Raw genomic sequence first — 20,900 nt, 5'->3', positions numbered from 1 at the left:
GCTTCAGATCGACTGCGCGCAAGACTGGCAGAAAGGTGTGTGAGGAACGGCGTCAAGCCTCCTCTCGCTGATCGGCCTGCCGCACTTTACACAAGTGCCAAAGGTTCCGGCTTGTATCCGTTCCAGTGCCGCCTGTACGGCCAGGAGTTCCTTCTGTCCAGCCTCGCCGAGCTCTTCCAGGACTTCATCGTTATTGCGCTCTGTGGCGCGATCATCGTCATCAGGATTCCGAGGCTGCACGAAATCATGTTCGATCGCCTGCAGGCGGGTTTGTAGCTCGCGCCGGCGTTGGTCAAGGATCGCCTTGTGCTTTTCGAGGTGCTGCCTCGTTTGCGCGGAGGAATGCTTCTGCATGGACGTTCTCCGGCCGGCCTCATATTCGCGACCGACACCTTGTTTTACTGGGAAGTCTCGCCCTTGACGGGAGCCTCAAACCTAGGCGTGTTGGGCGTCCGTCGCATTGATCCGCATCAAGCTGGCTTTCGGTTGGCCAGTGTCGAGATTTCCTCGGGCGAAGGCCAGCTTGCAGGTGCTGTCTTAGTTTGGCTTTTCGCCGACGGCGTTGAATCGGAAACGGCAGAAGCAGGTCATGGATCCATCCGGACAGTTTCCGTCAATGCGACATGAGCACTGGCAGCAAAGGCTTTTCCAGGACGCCATCGGTTGCCCCGCCCAGGACGAAATCTCGCAACCTCGAGTGTCCAAATCCTCCCATGACCAGCATATCGGCGCTCAGTTCCAGTGCCGTTTGCTGAATGCTCTGACCGATCGACGGCGAAGTAACGCGAGCGGCCGTTGCGCTTGCATTGACGCCGCTCGAAACCAGGATCTCAGCAAGGTGCGCTCCGCTTGTCTCCGGCAGCGGCTTTTCGCCCGTCAGCGATAGGACCGTAACCCGCTTGGCCTTGCGAATGAATGGGTTTGCATCGCTGGCGGCCCGAGCGGCGGCTCGGCTTCCGTCCCAGGCGATGACCAGATGGTCGATCGGACCCGCCAGGGTCTTGTTGGGGATGATGACGGCCGGTCGGCCGGAGCCGAATATGACCGCTTCGGCGACAATACGAGTGTCGGGAACATCCGCGACACATTCGAGAATGGCCAGATCGAAAAAACGTGCTTCGGTGGCTGAGGTCTCGTGCAGCAGCGGCACGGTGGTTTTGACCGTTCGGCAAGATAGTTCGACCTTGGCGTTCGCTGCGAGGTTGGTCGCTGCTGCAATCAGCGTTTCGGCGCGCTCACGGCTCAGGGTCTCGGCATGCTCGATCATCTTTGGAGTATCGAGCAGTAGCGATGACCAGGCGTTTGGAATGTGCGGAATCCCGACCCTCAGCGCGCAGGCATGAAGACTGGCACCGTAGTGCCCGGCAAACGCTACAGCGTTTGAAATGATCAGTCCCGAACTTGAATCGGGATATGTTGATAGCGGGAGAAAATATTGTGCCGACATGTCCTGCTCCATCTCTCGCGGACTGCCACGATTGCAATCATCTATCTCCATTCTTCGCCATTCGGCATTGATGTAACGCAATTGCCCCGGCCAAGTTGATCGTCGTCAAATCCTTGTTGGCCGAGGACCGATATGAAATTGGCTGTGTGATCGCGCGTGCGGCGTTGCTCATGTTCGATGTTGCTGCCCTTCGTTAATGTCGCATCCTGGAGACCCTCATGAGCAGATTGCATTCGGAAAATCACCTCGTCTCCCGCATCGGCTGGCTCCGGGCCGCCGTCCTCGGCGCAAACGATGGGATCGTCTCGACGGCGAGCTTGATCATGGGCGTCGCCACCGCATCCGCCGGAACCTCGCAGATCCTTGTCGCGGGCGCGGCTGGTCTGGTTGCGGGCGCGATGTCCATGGCAGCCGGTGAATACGTGTCGGTGAGCTCGCAGGCCGATACCGAGGAAGCCGATCTCGCGCGGGAACGGACGGAGTTGGAGACGCAGCCCGATGCTGAACTCGATGAGTTGACGCAAATCTACGTTAAACGCGGCCTCAGCCACGATCTGGCCAGGCAGGTCGCGGTCCAACTGACGGCCAATAACGTTCTCGACGCGCATTCGCGTGACGAACTCGGTATCGTTGATCACATGGCAGCCCGGCCCATTGAGGCCGCCTTGACGTCGGCCGTCACCTTCGCGGTGGGAGCTGCATTACCCCTGATGATGGTTGTCCTTTCACCCGCCTGGATGCTGGTCTATGGCGTTGCAGGCGCGTCTTTGGCTTTCCTCGCGCTGCTGGGCGCGATCGGTGCGCAAGCGGGTGGCGCAAATGTCCTGAGAGCCACGACTCGCGTCACCTTCTGGGGCGCCTTCGCGATGGCGCTGACGGCCGGAATCGGAGCGCTGGTTGGCACCGCAGTCTGACCGGACGGGTCAGATGCGAGGATTGGTCTATTTCTCTGCCGCGGCCGTCACCGTATTCTCCGATCCACATACGAAACGGATTCTGTAGCCGGCTCTCCGTTGGGTGGGTTTCAAACGTCCGTCACAACATCCGCAAGCATCGAGCGGACCTTGCCTGCCAGAGAGGTCAGCATTTCGTTGGCGATTGCCTGCATCGACGCGACCGGATCGATGGCGCTGACCATGACATTGCCGCCGTCGACGGCGCGCAGGATGACATTGCACGGCAGCATCGCCCCCACCTTCGGTTCCAGTTTCAGCGCCTCGAACGCCATGCGAGGATTGCAGGCTCCGAGGATGAGGTAATCGTCGATGTCGGCATTGATCCTTTTCTTCATGGTCGCCTTGACATCGATCTCCGTCAGAACCCCGAAACCGTGCTTGATGAGAGCGGATCTCGTTCTGCCGACCGCATCGTCGAAACTGATCGCCCAGAGGGTTCTATCGAGCGTATAGGTCATGAGAAGTCTCCTTTCGGCGGTCGCTTCCCTGCAACGGCCGGCAAATGCCGAGTCTCCGATCACATGTCCTGCATAAAGGCCTGCATTTCCTCAGGCGTAACCTTACCGTCATTGTTCGCGTCGACCGCGTCGAAGACGCGCTTGTGGATTGCGGTCAACTCTTCGAAAGAAACCGCGCCGTCCCCGTCGCTATCTGTGATGGCGAACATGATCTTCATCATATGACCGCGCATTGGTCCCATCATGCGCATTCTTTCGTACATGCCCGGTGGCATCATGTTGCGGCCCATCATGCCTGGCATCATTTCCGTTTCGTCGGCCCCAGGCTTATCCTCCGACGAGGCCGGGTCTGGACTTTTCGTCTGGGCGGACGCGGTGCCGAAAGCGCCGACCGCACCGAGCAAGGCCAGCAGAGTGATCGTTGGCAGTCTGACCATGGACATACTTCGTCTCCTCTTTGAGCACTATCCTCCACGAACTGGAGAGGCGATTGAGAGTAGGATGCATCCCGGCTTCACACATTGCGCTGGATCAAACCACTTGGATGGTTGGTCTAAAGCTGCGTGGCAGATGACCTTTGATCTGGCCGTTCGGAAGGTGATCACCGCGCAAACAGGCCGCATCCGATTCCTGTCGGCTGGTCATGCTTGAGGAAGAGAACGGAGAGACCAAGCTTTTCGGCGAGGGCAAGACCGCACGCTTCGCCGAGAACCATCATTGCCGTCGCCCAGGCGTCGGCGCTCATGCAATCGCAGGCGAGCACGGTCGTTGAGGCAGGCGGATCTCTAAGCGGCATGCCGAGCTGCGGGTCCATAGTGTGCGACAGACGATAGCCGGCGACGTCGATCCAGTGTCGATAGTCGCCGGACGTTGCCACAGCGCAATCCTGTAGCTCGAGCATGGAATGCGCGGCGCGCACTTCCGGGTTTGGCGTCTCGACGGCGACGCTCCAGCCGCGACCGTTGGGCTGAGTGCCGAGCGCTCGCACTTCGCCGTCGATGGCGAAGAGGCCGGCTTCGATACCGTGCTGACGCGCAGCCTTCGACAGCTGATCGGCGCCATAGCCCTTGGCGATGCCATTGAGATCGAAGCACATCTCGGAGTGCTTGCGGGCGCGGCCGGCGGCCCTGTCCAGCTCCAGAACATCATGAGCCGGGCTGCGTTTCGCAAGGCGGGCGGTCCTGATCCGGTCCTCGCTTGCCTCCGCCGGACCGAAACCCCATGCGGCGGTGGCATCACCCATGCCGATATCGAAGGCGCCGCCTGAAATGTGGCCGATGGCAAGACCAGTTCCCAGCACGGTGAGCAGCCCGTCGGGGAGGGCAACCCATCCACCGGGCCGGGCGGCGTTCAAGCGGTTCAGGTCGCTTTCAGGCCTCCAGTTGGACATTTGTTTGTCGACTTCCGTCACGGCGTCGATCATCGCCCTGCGGGCGGAAGAGACATCGAAATCCGATGGCATGTGAAAGACGGCGGACCAGCGCGCACCCATGGTCGGACCGTTGATCGTGTAGCGCTTCATCTTAGTAGACGTCCTCGGCATAGCGGCCGTCGGCTTTCAGGCGTGTGAGGTTGAAGCCCTGCGTCGCCAATATGTCGGCGAGCACGGCGGCGACCGCCGCCGCCATATCCCGACTGCCGCAGATGAGAACCTGACCGCCTGCGGCGATCAGTTTGCCGATGCGCTCGGCGTCCTTGCGCAGAATATCCTGCACGTAGGCCGGGCTCGCAGTTCGCGAAAAGGCGGTCGATACCGAGGTCAGCCGGCCATCCTTTTTCCAGTGGGAAAGCTCCTCGGCGTAAAACGCGTCGCTGGTTGGATGGCGAGTTCCGAAATAGAGGTGCATGGCGCGGCCCGCCCGGTTTCGGCGGGCGAAGCCGGCAAGAGGACCGATTCCGGCGCCGGCGCCGATGAGAATGACGGGTTTGCCTCCCCGGGCCGGGCGGAACGAGGGGTTTGGCCTCACGAAGGCCGCAATGGTATCACCGGGTTTCAATGCGATGAGTTGGCTCGAGCAAAGCCCTCCCACTTGCTCTCGGACGCAGATTTCGAGAAAGCCATCCTTGAGACCGGAAGCAAGCGAGTAGAAGCGCGGCAGATCCGAGCCCTGCGGCACGATGCCGACCAGATCTCCCGCCTCGAACCGCGGGAATGCCTTGCCCGCCAGACGCTGCCAGAGCGAAGTCTTCGGCAGGGCAAAGCGGAGGATGGCGGTGGTGGCCTGTATGCTTGCGCCATAGTCGCGGCGGGATATGAGCGGCAATCTCCAGGTCTTCGGAACAGTCGGTTGGTGGTTCAGTTCGAAATCGAGACCAAGCGTCTCGGCCAGGCGCCGTCCCCAGCGGGCGAAATCCTGTGGCGATTGGCGATCTACCGTGTCGAAAGGTATAAGGGAGGCCCAGCCCTTGTCCTTGGCAATTCTCGCAACCTCGGCGGCGAACCCGCAGAAGGCCGGGAAGCTGCGATCCCCGAAACCGAGTACCGCGAGCGGCAGGCCGGCGCTTGCATGCGCTCCCCCGAAGCGCTCGATGAAGCCTTTGGCGGAGGCGGGTGCTGTACCATCGCCATAGGTGGCGGCAAACAGAATCACACGCCGCGCCTTCAACCAGCGGCCCGGCTCGAATTTGGACATCGGGCCGACGTAGACGCGAACGCCCTGTGCGGAAAGAGCGGTCTGCAGCGTATTGGCGAAACCCCAGGTCGTGCCGCTCTCGCTGCCGACAAGCAGGATTGTATCGGCCTCGCTAGCGGCAGCCGAGGCGAGCTTCGGGTCGCGGCGTCCCCTGAGCCAGACCCATAGGCCTGTCCAGCCGAGGACGGGTACCGCAAGCGCGGAGAACCCGAGGATGAGCCCGAGCCAAGCCAGCCCGTGCCCCGTGTGCAGCATCGTGATGAGGCGCGTGACCGTGTCGACCCAACCGGCGTCCGACCAGGCCAGCAGCGCACCGCTGCCTTGGTCGATATAAGCTTCTCCCCTTGCAGTCTTGAGTGTGAAAACATCGGTCGCGTCGCCCGTAGCGGGGAAATTCAACGAGAGCAGATCATCGACCGGCGTCTCTCGAAACAGAGGGACAGAGGTGAGCGCCACGCCGGTATTGCCGCTGACGTCGGCAGGGAAGGCCGGTGCACCGGCGCCTTCCGGCAATACCCCGAAAACAGCAGCCGTCATCCAGAGCGCAGTGAGCGCGGAGAGGAAGAGGCCAGGCAGGGCAAGGCGCGAGACCACGGCATGTAATCGTCCATCACCTGTGCCGCGAACGGATTTCAGAACGAAGCGCCAGCCGCCGGCGCGCCTTGCCGTCAGGAACAGTCCGGAAATTGCAAGGGCAAGCATTGTGGCCGCACCGCCAGCCGCTATGAGCCTTCCGGTATCGTCAAGGAAAAGCGATCGATGGAGATTGATCAACCAGCGCTCCAGCGCCGAGGTTTCGCCACTACCGACCGGCATGCCGGTGGCAGAGTCGATGACGGCGGAGGCGGGTTGGTCGCCTTCGTAGTAATAGGCGGTGATCTGCCCGGACGGCGCCCGTCTGATCTGTTCCACCGTAGGCTCTGCCGCCCGGACTCGCGCGGCGAGTTCCGCGACGCTGACGCGTTGCGCGGCAGGCATGGTGAGCGCCTCTGCGGCAGGGAAGATAGAGAGTAGGGCGCCGCTCAGCGCGAGGACGGTGAGAAGCGCCGCGGCGATCAGCCCGAACCAGCGGTGGAGCGAGCGGTTCATAACCGGCGTCCTCCTGCTCAACGCACATAGGTGAAGGCGGCGATGTAGCGCGTACCCTTCACCTTTTGGCCCGAGCCTGCCGATGTCAGCGGCACCACGATCTCGTTCGGGCTGTCGCGCATGTCTTCCACGGCGGAATCTATATGAAGCTGATAGCCGGCATCGAACAGTGTATCGGCAAGATCGACCGTGACCTTGAGTGAGCGGCCTGCACCAACGCTGGCGCCGGTGATACCGTTGATCTGGGTGGTATCGCCGCCGGTGGCGCGGTACCAGCCGCTGAGATGCTCGTAATACCTGGTCTTGCCCCCTGCCATCCAGAGGCTGCCGACATATTTGTTCTGCGCATCGGTCACGTAATAGGCGAGATAGGCGCCATCCCCGCCATAGTTGCGCATGCTGGTGGTGAGGGTCACTTCACGCGCCATGGCAAGGCCGGGAACGGTAAGGGCCGTGGTGACTGCAAGCATGGCAAGAAAGGATTTCATTCTCATCGATATTCTCCTTGGCAGGACTGGCGCTTCAGTTCGTCTGGGCTTGCGGCCTGGAACCAGGTGTGAATAGGCCGTTGTTTGGCGGAGTGGCGTTCAGTTGCTGCGCCGCGCTGCCCCGACCGCAGGCCTCGACATCCTCGTCTTCGCAGTCATCGGCGGCATAACGGTCGTCGTCGTCATGCCGGCGCTGCAGTTCCTTCTGGTGATCATCGTCGTCGCTTTCTTGGTAACCGGCCAATACCGTGCCGGCGCTCGTCGTCAGTGGGGGGAAGGGCATGGCTTGACTGCCGAAGGCGGCGAAGAAGCCGATGCTGGCGTATGCGGCCAGCAGAATTTTGCGGTACATCATATGTGATCTCCGGTTGGGCATCTTGCTCGGGAGAGGGGCAGCGATCCGCGCAGCGTTCATCGAGCGGGACGACCTTCCTCTCGTTTCGAGCGTCTCAATCGCGTCCTAAACTGACCGGTACCTGACAAGCGGCGCGACATTGCTTCAGCTTCCCGTAAGCTGGCCGGTGGACTAGGAGATGAGAGAAACGGAAAAAGCGATGCGGGTTCTGCTAATCGAGGACGATACGGCGCTGGGCGCGGCTATTCGCGACCAGATCGCCGCCGACGGACATTCCGTCGATTGGGTTAACCGGCTCGACCAGGCAAACGATGCGATCGTTGCCGCTGCCTACGATCTGGTGCTGCTCGATCTGATGCTGCCCGATGGGCTTGGCATTCCCTTCCTGAAGGCGTTGCGCGGGCGGGGTGACGTGACACCTGTCATGATCCTGACCGCGCTCGATCAGGTCTCCGACCGTATTGCCGGATTGAACGCCGGCGCCGACGATTACATGGTGAAGCCGTTCGATCTCGCGGAGCTTTCGGCGCGGATCGGGTCGGTGGCGCGCCGTTATGCAGGCAATCCCAATCCCAACATCACGCTCGGCCCGCTTGCCATCGACCTCGCCGCCAGAAGCATCACGCTGAATGGCAAGGCTGTGGTTCTGACGGCGCGAGAATGGGTCTTGTTTGAGGCCTTCCTGCAACGTCCCGCCCAGCTTCTTTCGAAGGCGCAACTCGAAGAGCGGCTCTATTCCTTCGATAGGGAAATCGACAGCAACGCCATCGAGGTCCACGTCAGCCGGTTGCGCAAGAAGCTCGGCACGCATGTGATCGAGACCGAGCGCGGGCTCGGCTATCGTCTGGGGCGGCCATGAGAATCGGCGCTTCGCTGCAGACGCGCCTGGCGCTCGCCCTCGGCCTTTCGGTGACGCTGCTGTGGCTTGCGGCGGCAGCCGTGACGGCGCACCGCCTAGGCGGGCAGATGGAAGAGGTGTTCGACGATGGGCTGAAGGCCACAGCGCAGCGCATTTTGCCGATTGCCCGGCACGACCTGCGCGAAGGCCATCAAAACCGCGATGCGACTGACCACGACGACAATGTTGAGGACGACGACGGTGATGCACGCCTCGGCCGAGAGGCACGCTACGGCGAAGACGTAAGCTTCATCGTGCGTGATCAAAACGGGCAGGTGCTGCTCGGTTCGAAGGGTGCTGATGCCTCAAGCTTCCCGCCGTTCACGAAGCGAGGCTTTCTTCGAACCGAAACGCACCAGCTGTATTACGATGCGAGCTTCGACGGCAACCTGACAATTGCCGTTGCCGAACCGCTCGACCATCGCACGGAATTGTCACGCAAGATGCTGCTGGGTCTCGTCCTGCCGCTGATCGTCGTGATCCCTCTCAGCCTGCTCGCAATCTATCTCGCGGTGCGCCGCTCCTTGCGCCCGGTGCGCGCACTCAGGCAGGAACTGGCCAATCGCGGCGCGCAGGATTTGTCGCCCGTCACCGACAGTGGCCTGCCAACCGAGCTTCTTCCGATTTCGGCAGGTGTCAACCAGCTTCTCGACCGCCTGACAGCAGCGTTCCACGCCGAGCGCGCATTTGCTGCGAATGCCGCGCACGAGCTTCGTACGCCGGTGGCCGGCGCAATCGCGCAGGCGCAACGCATTCGCTCTGAAACCAAGGAAAAGCTGACGAGCCAGCGGGCGACGGAGATCGAGACTACGCTGAAGCGGTTGATGCGCATATCGGAAAAACTGATGCAGCTTGCTCGTGCCGAGGGTGGACGTCTGCAAAGTGACGAGCCTTCCGATCTCAGAACCGTCCTGCAGATGGTCCTTCAGGATTTTGCCCGGGCCGGAGAGGGACGAGTCTCGTTGACAGCGCCGATGGTGCCGGTGCTTTCGATGCTGGATCCGGACGCAGTCGGCATTCTCTGCCGCAATCTGGTTGAGAACGCGCTGAAACACGGAGCGCAAGATGGAAAGGTCGAGGTTTCACTTCAGCGGGGCGGCCTGCTGATCGTTGCCAATGACGGCCCGACGCTGTCCCCCGATGCCATAAACAGACTGATGCAGCGCTTTGAGCGGGGGAATGTCAAAATCGGGGGAAGCGGTGTAGGGCTTGCCATTGTCACGGCCATCGCCGATCGCATCGGAGCCGATGTGAAGATGGTGTCTCCGCGAGTCGCGCGGAGCGAAGGTGTTCAGGTTGAAATAAACCTGCCTGTGGCTCACCCGTAACGCCGGTATGTCCCGCCCTCGCCATTGCGGACGCAGTTTCTGCCGGCTCAACCTCGGTATATCGGCACCTTGCCGCTGGCAAAGCGACGTTAACCCGCCACCGAGATCGAACGCTTCGCCTCGGCTATCGATGGACTCCGGACGATGCGGTACCGTGCCTCTACAAGATTGTAGATTCCGAAAGCCGCCAAGCCAACGGCGACGGCGATGTACAGAAATGACCCGAGCGGAAGCTGGTGGAGCCATTCCAGAGCATCGCCCATACTGCCGGCCTGTCTGGGATCCACCCGGAAACCTGCATAGGCGAAAAGTATTCCTGTAACCGCGAAGACTACGCCGCGGGCGACCAGGCCGTAAATGCATACGAACGTCACGATACCCTTGTTGTCAGGAACCCGAAGGTAGCGCTCGAACTTCCTGGTGATGCCCTTCAAAGCTGTCACGACGCCGCCGATGACAAAACCTACGCCGACGGCGATCGCAAGGTAGGAACCGAACGGCTGCGACATGATCCATCCCGCCAGGCCCTTCTCACCCGAACCCTCGCTGGCGCCCCCCGGGAAAAGAGCATTTCCAAGGGCATAGCCGGCAACTCCGAGGTAAGTGATGGCACTGCCGAGGAGGGCGGCCCGAATCGCCAATGCTTTTGCGTCCCTCCCGTGGCCGTCGGTATCCGCCAGCGATTGGGCAAGCCTCCAGGCGACAAATCCGAGAAGGCCGAGGCCGATCGCTCCGACCCAGACGCGGCCGAGCGGCTGCCCAAGGAGCGTCGAAAGCGCCGATTTCGTCTCGGGCCGGCCGCCTGCCACGCCGGAGAAGAGGGCAAGCCCCGCTACAAGCAGAAAGACGATGCCGCGCGCCGCGTAGCCGCCTTTGGCAAGCATATCAAATCGAGATCCTTTGATCATCTGCGGTCCCTGTCTGTCGAAATGCGCGATGTTAACGCGCCAATCTCCCGAAAGTTTGCTGGGCTGGCAAAGCTTTGCTGGATTGCAGACAACGGCACATCACTGGAATGGACCGGGCGCTCGCGGCCGGGCGTCAGACTGGACGTGGATACCGTCGCAGAACGAGGTGGCGCGGCTTGACAATGTGACGGGGTGCGTTGCATTTTCGCCACAATGCGTTGCTTAAAGGTCACGCAAGGGTTTAGGTATTTCGCTCCCGATCGAGTCGTTGCGCGCTGGCTTTCTGAGCCGGCGTTGCTTGGTTTCGATCGATGGCGAGGGCGGCAGGTGCCGCCTGAAGAGAGGCCGAATGACGCAGGATGGGGTATCGCCGGCGGCGGCGGGCGAGACGGTGACGACGGTGACCGATCGCCGCGCCCTTTTCGCCGTGCCCGGCCTGGTGCTTGCCGGCGGCGCGCTGCTCTGCGCGACGGCGACACTTTTCGTGCTGCTCGGCTTCACGCCGATCGCGCCGACTTCGCATGTCGTCATCACCTCGGTGATCGTCAATTCCTTCTTCGTCCTGACGCTGCTCGCCCTGATCGGCCGCGAGGTGGCACGGTTGCTCAAGGCGCGTACCCGCGGCCGGGCTGCCGCGCGCCTGCATATCCGCATCGTCGTGCTTTTTTCGATCGTCGCGATCACGCCGGCGATCCTCGTCGCCATCTTCGCCAGTATCACGCTGAATGCCGGCCTCGACCGCTGGTTCGCGCTGCGCACCCAGTCGATCGTCAGCTCGTCGCGCAATATCGGCCAAGCCTACATGATGGAGAACGCCAGCTACCTGCAGGGGCAGACGGTTTCCATGGCCAACGACCTGGAGCGCAACCGCGCGCTCTACAGCCTCGACAGGACGGGTTTCGCCGAATTGATGACGCGCCAGGCCAGGGGCCGCGGCCTGCTCGGCGCCTTCCTCGTCGAGCGCGACGGTTCCGTGAACGTCCAGGCCGACATCGCCACCGAAAAGCCGCTGCCGGCCATTCCGCAGGATGCGCTGGAAAAGGCCGCTGCCGGCCAGCCGACGCTGATTCCGCCCGGCGTCACCAATCTCGTCGGCGCCATCATCAAGCTCGATGCCATCCAGGGCACCTTTCTCTATACCGTGCGCGCCGTCGATCCCAAGGTCATGGGCGCCATGCGCATGATGGAGGAGAACGCCACCGAATACCGCTCGATGGAGGCCAACCGCTTCTCGCTGCAGGTCGCCTTTGCCGTGCTTTATATCGGATTCGCGCTGATCGTGCTCCTGGCGGCGATCTGGACCGCGATTGCCGTCGCCGACCGCATCGTCCGGCCGATCCGCCTCTTGATCACGGCGGCCGACAGCGTTGCATCGGGCAATATGGATATCGTCGTGCCGGTGCACGCGGTCGATGGCGATGTCGCCAATCTCTCGCGCACCTTCAACAAGATGATCTCGGAAATCCGCACCCAGCGCGATGAGATCCTCGAAGCCAAGGACGAGGTCGACGACCGCCGTCGCTTCATCGAAGCGGTGCTGTCGGGCGTCACCGCCGCCGTCATCGGCGTCGAGCAGGACCGCCGCATCGCCATCGTCAACAGTTCGGCCGAGACGCTGATGTCGCTGTCGGCCGACGAGATGCTCGGAAAGCAGCTGGCCGACATCGCGCCCGAGGTCGATCACGTGCTGAGTGAGGCTGCGGCGCGTCATCGCGGCGATTTCCGCAAGCAGATCGCGCTGGTGCGCGGCGGCACCGTGCGGACGCTGAGCGTGCAGGTCACCCGCGAAGAAGTGCGCGACATGAGCGAATCCTACGTGATCACGCTCGACGACATCACCGATCTCGTCATCGCCCAGCGCTCGACTGCCTGGGGCGACGTCGCAAGGCGCATCGCCCATGAGATCAAGAACCCGCTGACGCCGATCCAGCTGTCCGCCGAGCGCATCCAGCGCCGCTACGGCAAGCAGATCGACCAGGGCGACCGGACCGTCTTCGACCAGTGCACCGATACGATCATCCGCCAGGTCGGCGATATCGGCCGTATGGTCGATGAATTCTCCGCCTTCGCCCGCATGCCGAAGCCGACCAAGGAGCCGGGCGACCTGCGCGATATCTTGCGCGACGCGATCTTCCTGCGCGAGATGGGCAATCATCACGTCACCTTCGCGCAGGATTTCGGCGACCAGCCGCTGGAGGGCCTGTTCGACAGCCGCATGCTCGGCCAGGCTTTCGGCAATCTCATCAAGAATGCCGTCGAAGCAATCGAGGCCGTGCCGAGCGACGAACGGGACGAACGCAAGATTCTCGTCCGCGCCGCACTCGATACCAGCCGCGACCGCTTTACCGTCGACGTGATCGACAATGGTCGCGGCCTGCCGGTGGAGAACCGTCACAGCATTCTGGAGCCCTATATGACGATGCGCGAGAAGGGCACTGGCCTCGGCCTCGCCATCGTCAAGAAGATCATCGAGGAACATGGCGGGCAGCTCGAGCTGCATGATGCGCCCGCCGATTTTGACCGGGGAAGAGGGGCCATGATCCGCGTGCATCTGCCACGCCTGGATCCGTCGCCTGCTGCTCCCGCAGCCAATGACAAGGAAAGCGTTTATGGCCTCTGATATTCTCGTCGTCGATGACGAGCACGATATTCGCGAGATCGTTTCCGGCATTCTCTCGGACGAGGGGCACGAGACGCGCACCGCCCACGACAGCGACAGTGCGCTGGCGGCGATATCAGATCGCGTGCCGCGGCTGATCTTCCTTGATATCTGGATGCAGGGCAGCAAGCTCGACGGCCTGTCGCTGCTCGACGAGATTAAGACCCGCCATCCGGAACTGCCGGTCGTGATGATCTCGGGCCATGGCAACATCGAGACCGCCGTCTCGGCGATCAAGCGCGGCGCCTTCGATTTCATCGAGAAGCCCTTCAAGGCCGACCGGCTGATCCTGATCGCCGAACGCGCGCTGGAGAATTCCAAGCTGAAGCGCGAGGTCTCCGAGCTGAAGCGCCGCACCGGCGATGCGCTAGAGCTGATCGGCACCTCGGTCGCCGTTTCGCAGCTTCGCCAGACGATCGAGAAGGTGTCGCCGACCAACAGCCGCATCATGATCCTCGGCGCCTCGGGCTCCGGCAAGGAGTTGGTGGCGCGGATGATCCACAAGAAGTCGACCCGCGCTAACGGCCCCTTCGTTGCGCTGAACGCCGCCAACATCACGCCCGAACGCATGGAGGTGGCGCTGTTCGGCACCGAGGGCACGCCTGGCCAGGCGCGCAAGATCGGCGCGCTCGAGGAAGCCCATCGCGGCATCCTCTATCTCGACGAAGTCGGCGAAATGCCGCGCGAGACGCAGAACAAGATCCTGCGCGTGCTGGTCGATCAGCAGTTCGAGCGCGTCGGCGGCTCCAAGCGCGTCAAGGTCGATGTCCGCATCATCTCTTCGACCGCCTACAACCTCGAAAGCCGCATCGCCGAAGGCTGGTTCCGCGAGGATCTCTATCATCGCCTCGCCGTCGTGCCGGTGCGGGTGCCGGCGCTTGCCGAGCGGCGCGAGGACATTCCCTTCCTTGTCGACCAGCTGATGCGCCAGATCTCAGAGCAGGCCGGCATTCGTCCGCGCCGCATCGGCGACGACGCCATGGCGGTGCTGCAGGCGCATGATTGGCCGGGCAACATCCGTCAGCTGCGCAACAATATCGAGCGGCTGATGATCCTTGCCCGCACCGACGGGCCGGATGCGCCGATCACCGCCGACATGCTGCCGACCGATCTCGGCGACATGCTGCCGAAGGTTTCCGCCAAGAACGACTATCACATCATGACGCTGCCGTTGCGCGAAGCCCGCGAGATGTTCGAGAAGGATTATCTGATCGCCCAGATCAACCGTTTCGGCGGCAACATCTCCCGCACCGCGGAATTCGTCGGCATGGAGCGTTCGGCGCTGCATCGCAAGCTGAAGTCGCTCGGCGTCTGATCATGCGAAGGCGCGGCGGATGCCGCGCCGCATCCTTCCCATCCTGATTCTGAGAAGACCAGGTTTCCCATGCCGAGAATTGCCTATGTGAATGGCCGCTACGTCAAGCATTCCGATGCCAGCGTCCATATCGAGGACCGCGGTTATCAGTTCGCCGACGGCGTCTACGAGGTCTGCGAGGTCCGACACGGCTACATCGTCGACCTGACGCGCCATCTGAACCGTCTCGACCGGTCGCTCGGCGAATTGCGCATCGCCTGGCCGATGGGCCGGGCGGCGCTGACCCAGGTCATTCGTCAGACGCTGCGCCGCAACCATGTCCGCAACGGGCTTTTCTACATGCAGGTGACGCGCGGTGTCGCCCGCCGCGATCATGTCTTCCCGGCCGAGGGCACGCCGCCGTCGCTTGTCATCACTGCCAAGAGCACAGATCCCAAAATCATTGCTGCCAAGAACGCCAACGGCATCAAGGCGATCACCCTTGCCGACAATCGCTGGGACCGCGTCGACATCAAATCCGTCGGCCTGTTGCCGAATGCCATGGCCCGTCAGCAAGCCAAGGAGGCCGGCGCCCAGGAGGCGATCTATGTCGATGGCGACGGCATGGTGAAGGAAGGGGCGGCGACCAATGTCTGGATCGTCGACCGCGACGGGACGCTGGTGACGCGGCCGGCCGAACACGGAATTCTGCGCGGCATTACCCGCACCACATTGATGGATGTCGCAGCCAAGCTCGGGTTGAAGATCACGGAGCGGAACTTCTCCGTTTCCGAGATGCTCGCAGCCCGCGAGGTCTTCCTGACTGCAGCCACAAGCATTTGTTTTCCGGTCGTTTCCGTCGATGGCCAGCCTATCGCCAACGGTCATCCGGGCAGTGTTTCGCAGAAAGTCCGCGAAGCCTTTTTCGACGTTGCGGAAAAGATTGCGATTTGATACCAAGATTTGCTGGACGGGTGGAATGAGGGTGCTGCCGGTCTTGCATGGTGAGGTTGATTGATATTCTACCGACCAGATCAGGTCGGCAATAAAGAAAGAAGCGGCGCGATGGCGGAACGTTCTCAGAATCTGCAGGACTTATTTCTCAATACTGTTCGCAAGCAAAAGATTTCCCTGACAATCTTTTTGATCAACGGCGTGAAACTCACGGGCGTTGTTACGTCTTTTGACAATTTCTGTGTTCTTCTTCGCCGTGACGGCCATTCGCAGCTCGTGTATAAGCATGCGATCTCGACGATCATGCCGGGCCAGCCCATGCAGATGTTCGAGAGCGAAGAAGCAGCGTCCTAACAGGATCAGCCGTCATTTCGACACGCGATACCAAGAACGATTCGATCATCCCTGAAGCCGCCAAGCACAGGGACGACATGCGCGCGACTGTCGTCGTGCCGGTTTTGAAATCGCGCAGTCGCGGCGGCCAGTCCGAATCGGCCTCGACCCGCACGCCGGAAAGCCGGCTCGAAGAGGCGACGGGCCTTGCCCAGGCGATCGACCTCGATGTCGTCAACGGCTCGATCGTCCCGGTCAACGACCCGAGACCGGCCACATTGCTCGGCACCGGCAAGATCGAGGAGATCAAGGCGTTGCTCGATGAGCGCGATTCCGGTCTCGTCATCGTCGATCATCCGCTGACGCCGGTTCAGCAGCGCAATCTCGAAAAGGAATGGAACGCCAAGGTTATCGACCGGACGGGCCTCATCCTCGAAATCTTCGGCCGCCGCGCCTCCACCAAGGAAGGCACGCTGCAGGTCGACCTCGCCCATCTGAACTATCAAAAAGGCCGTCTGGTCCGAAGCTGGACCCACCTTGAACGCCAGCGCGGCGGTGGCGGCTTCATGGGCGGCCCGGGCGAAACCCAGATCGAAGCCGATAGGCGGCTGCTGCAGGATCGCATCATCAAGCTCGAACGCGAGCTGGAGCAGGTCGTGCGCACCCGCCAGCTCCATCGCGCCAAGCGCCGCAAGGTGCCGCACCCGATCGTAGCGCTCGTCGGTTATACCAATGCCGGCAAGTCGACGCTGTTCAACCGCATCACCGGAGCCGGCGTGCTGGCCGAAGACATGCTCTTTGCCACGCTCGACCCGACGCTGCGCCGCATGAAGCTGCCGCACGGCCGCACCGTCATCCTGTCCGACACCGTCGGCTTCATCTCCGACCTGCCGACCCACCTCGTCGCCGCATTCCGGGCGACGCTGGAAGAGGTGCTGGAAGCCGATCTCATCCTGCATGTCCGCGACATGTCCGATGCCGACAATCAGGCGCAGAGCTCCGATGTGATGCGCATCCTGAACGACCTCGGCATCGACGAAGCCGAATCGGCCAAGCGGCTGATCGAGGTCTGGAACAAGATCGACCGGCTGGAGCCCGAGGTCCACGATACCATGGTGCAGAAAGCCGCCGGCGCCAGCAACGTCGTCGCGGTTTCGGCCGTCAGCGGCGAGGGCGTCGATACGCTGATGGAAGAAATCAGCCGCAGACTGTCGGGCGTGATGACCGAGGCAACGATCCGCCTTCCGGTCGACAAGCTGGCGCTGCTGCCATGGCTCTACGATCATGCCATCGTCGACGGTCGTGAGGACAATGAGGACGGCTCGATCACCCTCGACCTGCGCCTCTCCGAAACCGAAGCGACCGAACTCGAGCGCCGCATCGGCAACGGACCGAAGCCTGATAAGGAAGATTGGAAGCGGTGAGCGAAATCAAGACTTCCTTCGGCCCCCTGCGGAGAAGGAAGATGTGGCATGTTCCGCCTCCGCTGGTCGGCGACAGGGCCAGCCGCACCCTCCGTCATGCTCGGCCTTGAGCCGAGCATCCACCCGCGTCCATCAGCAGCCCGCCATGGATCCTCGGCTCAATGCCGAGGATGACGGAGAAGGGGCTGGCCTCTCGCCAAACTCTATCCAACCTACCCAATCAAAACAGCCCGTTCGATTGCCTTCGCCGCCTGCCAGATCTCCTCCATCCGCTCCAGCGTCGCGTCCTCCAACGTTTCGCCTTCTGCTTCAAGAACATGCTCTATATGACTGAAGCGACGACGGAATTTCGTATTGGTTCCGCGCACAGCCTGTTCCGGATCCGCCTTCACATGCCGGCCGATATTGACGACGGCGAAGATCAGGTCGCCGAGTTCGTCGCTGACCTTGGCCTGGTCGCCTTCCCGAAGTGCCGCCCGCAATTCGCCGATCTCCTCCTCGATCTTGTCGAGGATCGGTTCGGGCGCCGACCAGTCGAAACCGACCTTGGCGGCGCGTTCCTGCAGCTTCAGCGCTTCCGTCAAAGCCGGGAAGCTGCGCTGCACCGAACCGAGGAAGCCGCTCTTGAAGTCCTCGGTGATACCGCGCCGTGACCGGCGCTCGGCGCGTTCGCGTTTCTCCGCCTGCTTGATCTCGTCCCACTGCTTCTTCACTGCATCAGGCGTATCCGCCGCAGAGCGGGCAAAGACGTGCGGGTGGCGGCGGATCATCTTTGCGGTGATAGCGTTGACGACGTCGCCGAAGGAAAATTCGCCGGCCTCCTCGGCCATCCGGGCATGGAAGACCACCTGAAGCAGTAGATCGCCCAACTCGTCGCAGAGATCGTCCATATCGCCGCGCTCGATCGCATCGGAGACCTCATAGGCCTCCTCGATCGTATAGGGCTTGATCGTCTCGAAGTTCTGCTCGATGTCCCAGGGGCAGCCGGTTTCGGGATGGCGCAGCGCCGCCATGATCTCGATCAGCCGCGAAATATCTTTGGAAGGTTCCATGTTGCCTCAGTTGAGCGGAATGTCGTTGGCGCTCTTCGACGACTGGTAGGAGTTGGACAGCGCGTCATAGCGCGCCTTGATGCGGGCGGTTTGCGCCTTCAGCGCGTTTCTCAGCTGAGCCTCTTCGGTCTCGACGAGATCGGCGATGGCAAAGCTGTTCCAGAAGGCGTTTTGCCTGCGGTAGCCGCCGGGTTCAAGCCCGAAGACCTCCTTCAGGATCTTCAGGTCGTGCGGAATCGCGAAGGCATCGCGGGAATCCTCATGGCTGAAGAAATAGTAGAAATTGTCGAAGCCCGCCCAGGTGATCGCCGACATGCACATGGTGCAGGGTTCGTGTGTCGACAGGAAGATCAAATCCTTGGTCGGTGGCTTGTCGCCAAGCTCGTAGAAGCGCTTCAGCGTGTGCACCTCGCCATGCCAGAGCGGGTTCTCCAGCTCGTTGTTGGTCTCGGCGACGACAAGCGAAAGATCGGATTTCCTTAAGATCGCCGCACCGAACACCTTATTGCCAAGCGAAACGCCACGCTCCGTCAGCGGCAGGATATCGTCTTCCATGACCGAAAGCAGGCGGGAGGCAATGGTCTTATCAGGCATGAGGGCCCTCCAGTTTTCCTCAGTCTATCGCCTTGGCGGCGCGAGTGAAATGCGTCAAGCACCGGTGGACGTCTTTTGTCACAGGCTTTATACTGCACTGCAGCAAGCGGGCTTGAGATATGCGGCTTTTTGGCAGCACGGGTGACTTTTCTCAAATCATTGACGGCACGAGCAAAAGAATACCTGCTTGCTTGGGCTTTCGAATTTCTGTTCCTTCAATCCCTTGTCGATCAAGGGCATATTCCGGCAACTTCGAAGTGGATTGATGATGCCTCCCAAGACTGAACAGCTTTCGGTATTTCCCGCCTTCTTTCGCGTGGAAGGCCAGAAGACGGCTGTCTTCGGCAATGGCGACGAAGCTTTCGCCAAGGTGCGGCTGCTGCTCAACACACGGGCGCGGATTGTCGCCTATGCCGAGCGGCCGGAAGCCGATTACCACGCCTTCCTGATCGCCAACCGTATCGAAACCGTGCGCGCTGCGTTCTCCGCCGAACAGGTCGAGGGTTCGGCACTCGTCTTCGCCGCAACCGGCACTGACACTGACGACCGCGATATCGTCGATGCTGCGCGTGCCGCCAGAATTCCGGCCAATGCCGTCGATCAGCCCGATTACTGCGATTTCTTCACGCCGGCGCTGGTCAATCGCGCCCCCGTTGCCGTCGCGATTGGCACCGAAGGGGCAGGGCCGGTTCTGGCGCAGATGATTCGTGCGCAGATCGATCAGCTTCTGTCACCCTCGCTCGGCCGCCTCGCAGCACTGGCGACCAGCTATCGCAAGGCCGTTGAACAGCGGGTGCCCCGCGGCGTCTCCCGCCGCGTCTTCTGGCGCCGCTTCTTTTCCGGCCCCGTTGCCGATGCTGTCGCCAATGGCAACCTGCCGCAGGCGCATCACGCGGCCGATGGGCTGTTGGGCGCGGTGGACAAGGTCGCAGGCCACGTCTGGCTGGTCGGCGCCGGTCCGGGTGCCGAGGATCTGCTGACGCTGCGTGCCCAGCGCGTGATGATGGAAGCCGATGTCATCGTTTATGACGCCCTCGTGCCGCAGGCGATCGTCGATATGGGGCGCCGCGATGCCGAGCGGCTTTCCGTCGGCAAACGCAAGGGCTGCCACTCGAAATCGCAAGAAGAAATCAACGACTTGCTGGTCGATCTCGGCAGCCAGGGCAAGCGCGTCGTCCGCCTGAAATCCGGCGATCCCCTGGTCTATGGCCGGGCAGGGGAAGAGATGGCCGCGCTGCGCGCTGCCGGCATCACCTATGAGGTCGTGCCCGGCATCACCTCGGCTTTCGCCGCCGCTGCCGATTTCGAGCTGCCGCTGACGCTGCGCGGCGTCGCCTCCTCGCTGGTCTTCACGACCGGCCATGATTTGACCGGCGACGTGCTGCCCGATTGGGCAAGCCTTGCCGTGTCAGGCGCGACGATTGCCGTCTATATGGGCCGCACGGTTGCAGCCTCCGTTGCTGAGCGGCTGATGCAGGCGGGCATTCCCGCTGAGACCACCGTTGCCGTCATCGAAAATGCCAGCCGCGCCGATCGCCGCCTGCTGCATGGCACGCTCGCTGATCTGCCCGATCTGCAGCACCGCGACGAATTGACAGGACCTGTCATGGTCATTATCGGCGATGCGGTCGCCGGCGCCAATTTCGAACTGTCCGAGCCCCTGGTGCGCGCAAACGCCCGGCTCGAGGAACTTGCAAGGAGCTGAATATGGGTGACAAGGTTCTGACCGCCAACCGGCTGACGGACGGCATTGCCGTCTGGCTGGATGCGAACGGGAAGTGGTCCACCTCGCTGCAGGAGGCGCTCGTTGCCCGTCACGCCGAAGCCGTTGCGGCGCTGGAGGCGATCGGCAAGAAATCCTATGCCGACAACGAGGTCGTTGACGTCGCCGTCGTCGACGTCCAGGAAACCAACGGCATTTTATGGCCGCTTCGCCTTCGCGAGCGCATCCGTGCTCAAGGGCCGACCATGGAATATGCCCCGGGCTACGCTCCGGCCGATCCCGAATTCATTGCAGTTTGAGGAAGACG

The 20,900-nt window shown here is 62.0% G+C and carries 21 protein-coding genes; 10 read left to right on the top strand and 11 right to left on the bottom strand.

The annotated features are described in order from the left end of the window. Positions 1 to 3: 3 nt before the first annotated feature. Positions 4 to 354 carry a TraR/DksA C4-type zinc finger protein gene (locus FHT79_RS13050; RefSeq protein ID WP_097594556.1) on the bottom strand — a complete coding sequence of 117 codons (351 nt, stop codon included), beginning with the start codon at positions 352 to 354 and terminating at the stop codon, positions 4 to 6. A 259-nt stretch (positions 355 to 613) separates the two neighbouring features. Beyond that, complete coding sequence (locus FHT79_RS13045) at positions 614 to 1,498, bottom strand: universal stress protein (RefSeq protein ID WP_097594555.1); 885 nt, start codon at positions 1,496 to 1,498, stop codon at positions 614 to 616. 167 nt (positions 1,499 to 1,665) lie between these two features. On the opposite strand from FHT79_RS13045, the gene FHT79_RS13040 reads away from it, so the two are divergent. Beyond that, positions 1,666 to 2,361 (top strand): VIT family protein, encoded by a 696-nt coding sequence (locus FHT79_RS13040; protein ID WP_047615010.1) that lies wholly within the window; start codon positions 1,666 to 1,668, stop codon positions 2,359 to 2,361. A gap of 110 nt (positions 2,362 to 2,471) precedes the next feature. Here the strand turns inward: FHT79_RS13040 and FHT79_RS13035 are convergent, their stop codons facing one another. The 6 genes from FHT79_RS13035 to FHT79_RS13010 form a co-directional block, all read right to left on the bottom strand. Next, the gene (locus FHT79_RS13035; RefSeq protein ID WP_179874668.1) at positions 2,472 to 2,861 is read right to left on the bottom strand and encodes a DUF302 domain-containing protein; all 390 of its coding nucleotides are present in this window, start codon (positions 2,859 to 2,861) and stop codon (positions 2,472 to 2,474) included. 59 nt (positions 2,862 to 2,920) lie between these two features. Further along, positions 2,921 to 3,304: a membrane protein gene (locus tag FHT79_RS13030; RefSeq protein ID WP_047615757.1), complete on the bottom strand. Its 384-nt coding sequence runs from the start codon at positions 3,302 to 3,304 to the stop codon at positions 2,921 to 2,923. A gap of 158 nt (positions 3,305 to 3,462) precedes the next feature. Beyond that, positions 3,463 to 4,383: an FAD:protein FMN transferase gene (locus FHT79_RS13025; RefSeq protein ID WP_047615759.1), complete on the bottom strand. Its 921-nt coding sequence runs from the start codon at positions 4,381 to 4,383 to the stop codon at positions 3,463 to 3,465. Between the two features lies 1 nt (position 4,384). Beyond that, positions 4,385 to 6,583: a PepSY domain-containing protein gene (locus FHT79_RS13020; RefSeq protein ID WP_183903438.1), complete on the bottom strand. Its 2,199-nt coding sequence runs from the start codon at positions 6,581 to 6,583 to the stop codon at positions 4,385 to 4,387. Positions 6,584 to 6,600: 17 nt separating this feature from the next. Beyond that, positions 6,601 to 7,071 carry a DUF2271 domain-containing protein gene (locus tag FHT79_RS13015; RefSeq protein ID WP_168332929.1) on the bottom strand — a complete coding sequence of 157 codons (471 nt, stop codon included), beginning with the start codon at positions 7,069 to 7,071 and terminating at the stop codon, positions 6,601 to 6,603. A 34-nt stretch (positions 7,072 to 7,105) separates the two neighbouring features. Further along, positions 7,106 to 7,426: a hypothetical protein gene (locus FHT79_RS13010; RefSeq protein ID WP_047615021.1), complete on the bottom strand. Its 321-nt coding sequence runs from the start codon at positions 7,424 to 7,426 to the stop codon at positions 7,106 to 7,108. Between the two features lie 199 nt (positions 7,427 to 7,625). Here FHT79_RS13010 and FHT79_RS13005 point away from each other — a divergent pair, with 199 nt between their 5' ends. Both FHT79_RS13005 and FHT79_RS13000 read left to right on the top strand, forming a co-directional pair. Further along, positions 7,626 to 8,285, top strand: coding sequence for a response regulator transcription factor (locus tag FHT79_RS13005; protein ID WP_047615392.1), 660 nt, complete (start codon positions 7,626 to 7,628; stop codon positions 8,283 to 8,285). Further along, on the top strand, positions 8,282 to 9,652 hold the full coding sequence (locus tag FHT79_RS13000; RefSeq protein ID WP_047615023.1) for an ATP-binding protein: 1,371 nt from the start codon (positions 8,282 to 8,284) through the stop codon (positions 9,650 to 9,652). Before FHT79_RS13005 ends, FHT79_RS13000 begins: the two co-directional genes overlap by 4 nt. 89 nt (positions 9,653 to 9,741) lie before the next feature. On the opposite strand, the gene FHT79_RS12995 is transcribed toward FHT79_RS13000, so the two are convergent. Beyond that, positions 9,742 to 10,560: a DUF1206 domain-containing protein gene (locus FHT79_RS12995; RefSeq protein ID WP_097544409.1), complete on the bottom strand. Its 819-nt coding sequence runs from the start codon at positions 10,558 to 10,560 to the stop codon at positions 9,742 to 9,744. Between the two features lie 349 nt (positions 10,561 to 10,909). On the opposite strand from FHT79_RS12995, the gene FHT79_RS12990 reads away from it, so the two are divergent. The 5 genes from FHT79_RS12990 (at position 10,910) to hflX (ending at position 17,224) form a co-directional block, all read left to right on the top strand. Next, positions 10,910 to 13,180 carry a PAS domain-containing sensor histidine kinase gene (locus FHT79_RS12990; RefSeq protein ID WP_047615393.1) on the top strand — a complete coding sequence of 757 codons (2,271 nt, stop codon included), beginning with the start codon at positions 10,910 to 10,912 and terminating at the stop codon, positions 13,178 to 13,180. Continuing rightward, entirely contained in the window at positions 13,170 to 14,534 is a 1,365-nt protein-coding gene (locus FHT79_RS12985; protein ID WP_047615027.1) for a sigma-54 dependent transcriptional regulator, read from the top strand. Before FHT79_RS12990 ends, FHT79_RS12985 begins: the two co-directional genes overlap by 11 nt. Before the next feature lie 69 nt (positions 14,535 to 14,603). Further along, positions 14,604 to 15,467 (top strand): D-amino-acid transaminase, encoded by an 864-nt coding sequence (locus tag FHT79_RS12980; protein WP_047615029.1) that lies wholly within the window; start codon positions 14,604 to 14,606, stop codon positions 15,465 to 15,467. Positions 15,468 to 15,578: 111 nt separating this feature from the next. Continuing rightward, positions 15,579 to 15,821, top strand: a complete 243-nt coding sequence (gene hfq, locus FHT79_RS12975; RefSeq protein ID WP_003539403.1) for an RNA chaperone Hfq — start codon at positions 15,579 to 15,581, stop codon at positions 15,819 to 15,821. 77 nt (positions 15,822 to 15,898) lie between these two features. Further along, positions 15,899 to 17,224 carry a GTPase HflX gene (gene hflX / locus FHT79_RS12970; RefSeq protein ID WP_097594549.1) on the top strand — a complete coding sequence of 442 codons (1,326 nt, stop codon included), beginning with the start codon at positions 15,899 to 15,901 and terminating at the stop codon, positions 17,222 to 17,224. 212 nt (positions 17,225 to 17,436) lie between these two features. Here hflX and mazG read toward each other — a convergent pair whose 3' ends face one another. Both mazG and FHT79_RS12960 read right to left on the bottom strand, forming a co-directional pair. Then, the gene (gene mazG, locus FHT79_RS12965) at positions 17,437 to 18,276 is read right to left on the bottom strand and encodes a nucleoside triphosphate pyrophosphohydrolase (protein ID WP_047615033.1); all 840 of its coding nucleotides are present in this window, start codon (positions 18,274 to 18,276) and stop codon (positions 17,437 to 17,439) included. A 6-nt stretch (positions 18,277 to 18,282) separates the two neighbouring features. After that, positions 18,283 to 18,870, bottom strand: a complete 588-nt coding sequence (locus FHT79_RS12960; RefSeq protein WP_097594548.1) for a nucleoside deaminase — start codon at positions 18,868 to 18,870, stop codon at positions 18,283 to 18,285. Between the two features lie 268 nt (positions 18,871 to 19,138). Between FHT79_RS12960 and cysG the strand changes: the two genes are divergently transcribed. Together cysG and FHT79_RS12950 are read left to right on the top strand one after the other, a co-directional pair. Next, complete coding sequence (gene cysG, locus FHT79_RS12955; RefSeq protein ID WP_097594682.1) at positions 19,139 to 20,575, top strand: siroheme synthase CysG; 1,437 nt, start codon at positions 19,139 to 19,141, stop codon at positions 20,573 to 20,575. Positions 20,576 to 20,577: 2 nt separating this feature from the next. Then, positions 20,578 to 20,892, top strand: a complete 315-nt coding sequence (locus tag FHT79_RS12950; RefSeq protein WP_011651871.1) for a DUF2849 domain-containing protein — start codon at positions 20,578 to 20,580, stop codon at positions 20,890 to 20,892. Positions 20,893 to 20,900 lie beyond the last annotated feature (8 nt).

Origin of the sequence: Rhizobium sp. BK212 (assembly GCF_014197475.1) — a bacterium.
GTDB lineage: Bacteria > Pseudomonadota > Alphaproteobacteria > Rhizobiales > Rhizobiaceae > Rhizobium > Rhizobium anhuiense.
The sequence above is the reverse complement of the archived record's forward strand: the minus strand, read 5'-3'. Positions and strand labels throughout refer to the sequence as shown.

What these genes read in the sequence shown, in the direction of transcription:
- FHT79_RS12950 (WP_011651871.1), top strand. Translation starts at nt 20,578, where the DNA reads ATGGGTGACAAGGTTCTGACCGCCAACCGGCTGACGGACGGCATTGCC.
- FHT79_RS13050 (WP_097594556.1), bottom strand. Translation starts at nt 354, where the DNA reads ATGCAGAAGCATTCCTCCGCGCAAACGAGGCAGCACCTCGAAAAGCAC.
- hflX (WP_097594549.1), top strand. Translation starts at nt 15,899, where the DNA reads ATGCGCGCGACTGTCGTCGTGCCGGTTTTGAAATCGCGCAGTCGCGGC.
- FHT79_RS13030 (WP_047615757.1), bottom strand. Translation starts at nt 3,304, where the DNA reads ATGTCCATGGTCAGACTGCCAACGATCACTCTGCTGGCCTTGCTCGGT.
- FHT79_RS12990 (WP_047615393.1), top strand. Translation starts at nt 10,910, where the DNA reads ATGACGCAGGATGGGGTATCGCCGGCGGCGGCGGGCGAGACGGTGACG.
- FHT79_RS13005 (WP_047615392.1), top strand. Translation starts at nt 7,626, where the DNA reads ATGCGGGTTCTGCTAATCGAGGACGATACGGCGCTGGGCGCGGCTATT.
- FHT79_RS13000 (WP_047615023.1), top strand. Translation starts at nt 8,282, where the DNA reads ATGAGAATCGGCGCTTCGCTGCAGACGCGCCTGGCGCTCGCCCTCGGC.
- FHT79_RS13040 (WP_047615010.1), top strand. Translation starts at nt 1,666, where the DNA reads ATGAGCAGATTGCATTCGGAAAATCACCTCGTCTCCCGCATCGGCTGG.
- FHT79_RS13035 (WP_179874668.1), bottom strand. Translation starts at nt 2,861, where the DNA reads ATGACCTATACGCTCGATAGAACCCTCTGGGCGATCAGTTTCGACGAT.
- FHT79_RS12995 (WP_097544409.1), bottom strand. Translation starts at nt 10,560, where the DNA reads ATGATCAAAGGATCTCGATTTGATATGCTTGCCAAAGGCGGCTACGCG.
- FHT79_RS13045 (WP_097594555.1), bottom strand. Translation starts at nt 1,498, where the DNA reads ATGGAGATAGATGATTGCAATCGTGGCAGTCCGCGAGAGATGGAGCAG.
- FHT79_RS13020 (WP_183903438.1), bottom strand. Translation starts at nt 6,583, where the DNA reads ATGAACCGCTCGCTCCACCGCTGGTTCGGGCTGATCGCCGCGGCGCTT.
- FHT79_RS13025 (WP_047615759.1), bottom strand. Translation starts at nt 4,383, where the DNA reads ATGAAGCGCTACACGATCAACGGTCCGACCATGGGTGCGCGCTGGTCC.
- FHT79_RS13015 (WP_168332929.1), bottom strand. Translation starts at nt 7,071, where the DNA reads ATGAAATCCTTTCTTGCCATGCTTGCAGTCACCACGGCCCTTACCGTT.
- FHT79_RS12985 (WP_047615027.1), top strand. Translation starts at nt 13,170, where the DNA reads ATGGCCTCTGATATTCTCGTCGTCGATGACGAGCACGATATTCGCGAG.
- hfq (WP_003539403.1), top strand. Translation starts at nt 15,579, where the DNA reads ATGGCGGAACGTTCTCAGAATCTGCAGGACTTATTTCTCAATACTGTT.
- FHT79_RS13010 (WP_047615021.1), bottom strand. Translation starts at nt 7,426, where the DNA reads ATGATGTACCGCAAAATTCTGCTGGCCGCATACGCCAGCATCGGCTTC.
- cysG (WP_097594682.1), top strand. Translation starts at nt 19,139, where the DNA reads ATGCCTCCCAAGACTGAACAGCTTTCGGTATTTCCCGCCTTCTTTCGC.
- mazG (WP_047615033.1), bottom strand. Translation starts at nt 18,276, where the DNA reads ATGGAACCTTCCAAAGATATTTCGCGGCTGATCGAGATCATGGCGGCG.
- FHT79_RS12980 (WP_047615029.1), top strand. Translation starts at nt 14,604, where the DNA reads ATGCCGAGAATTGCCTATGTGAATGGCCGCTACGTCAAGCATTCCGAT.
- FHT79_RS12960 (WP_097594548.1), bottom strand. Translation starts at nt 18,870, where the DNA reads ATGCCTGATAAGACCATTGCCTCCCGCCTGCTTTCGGTCATGGAAGAC.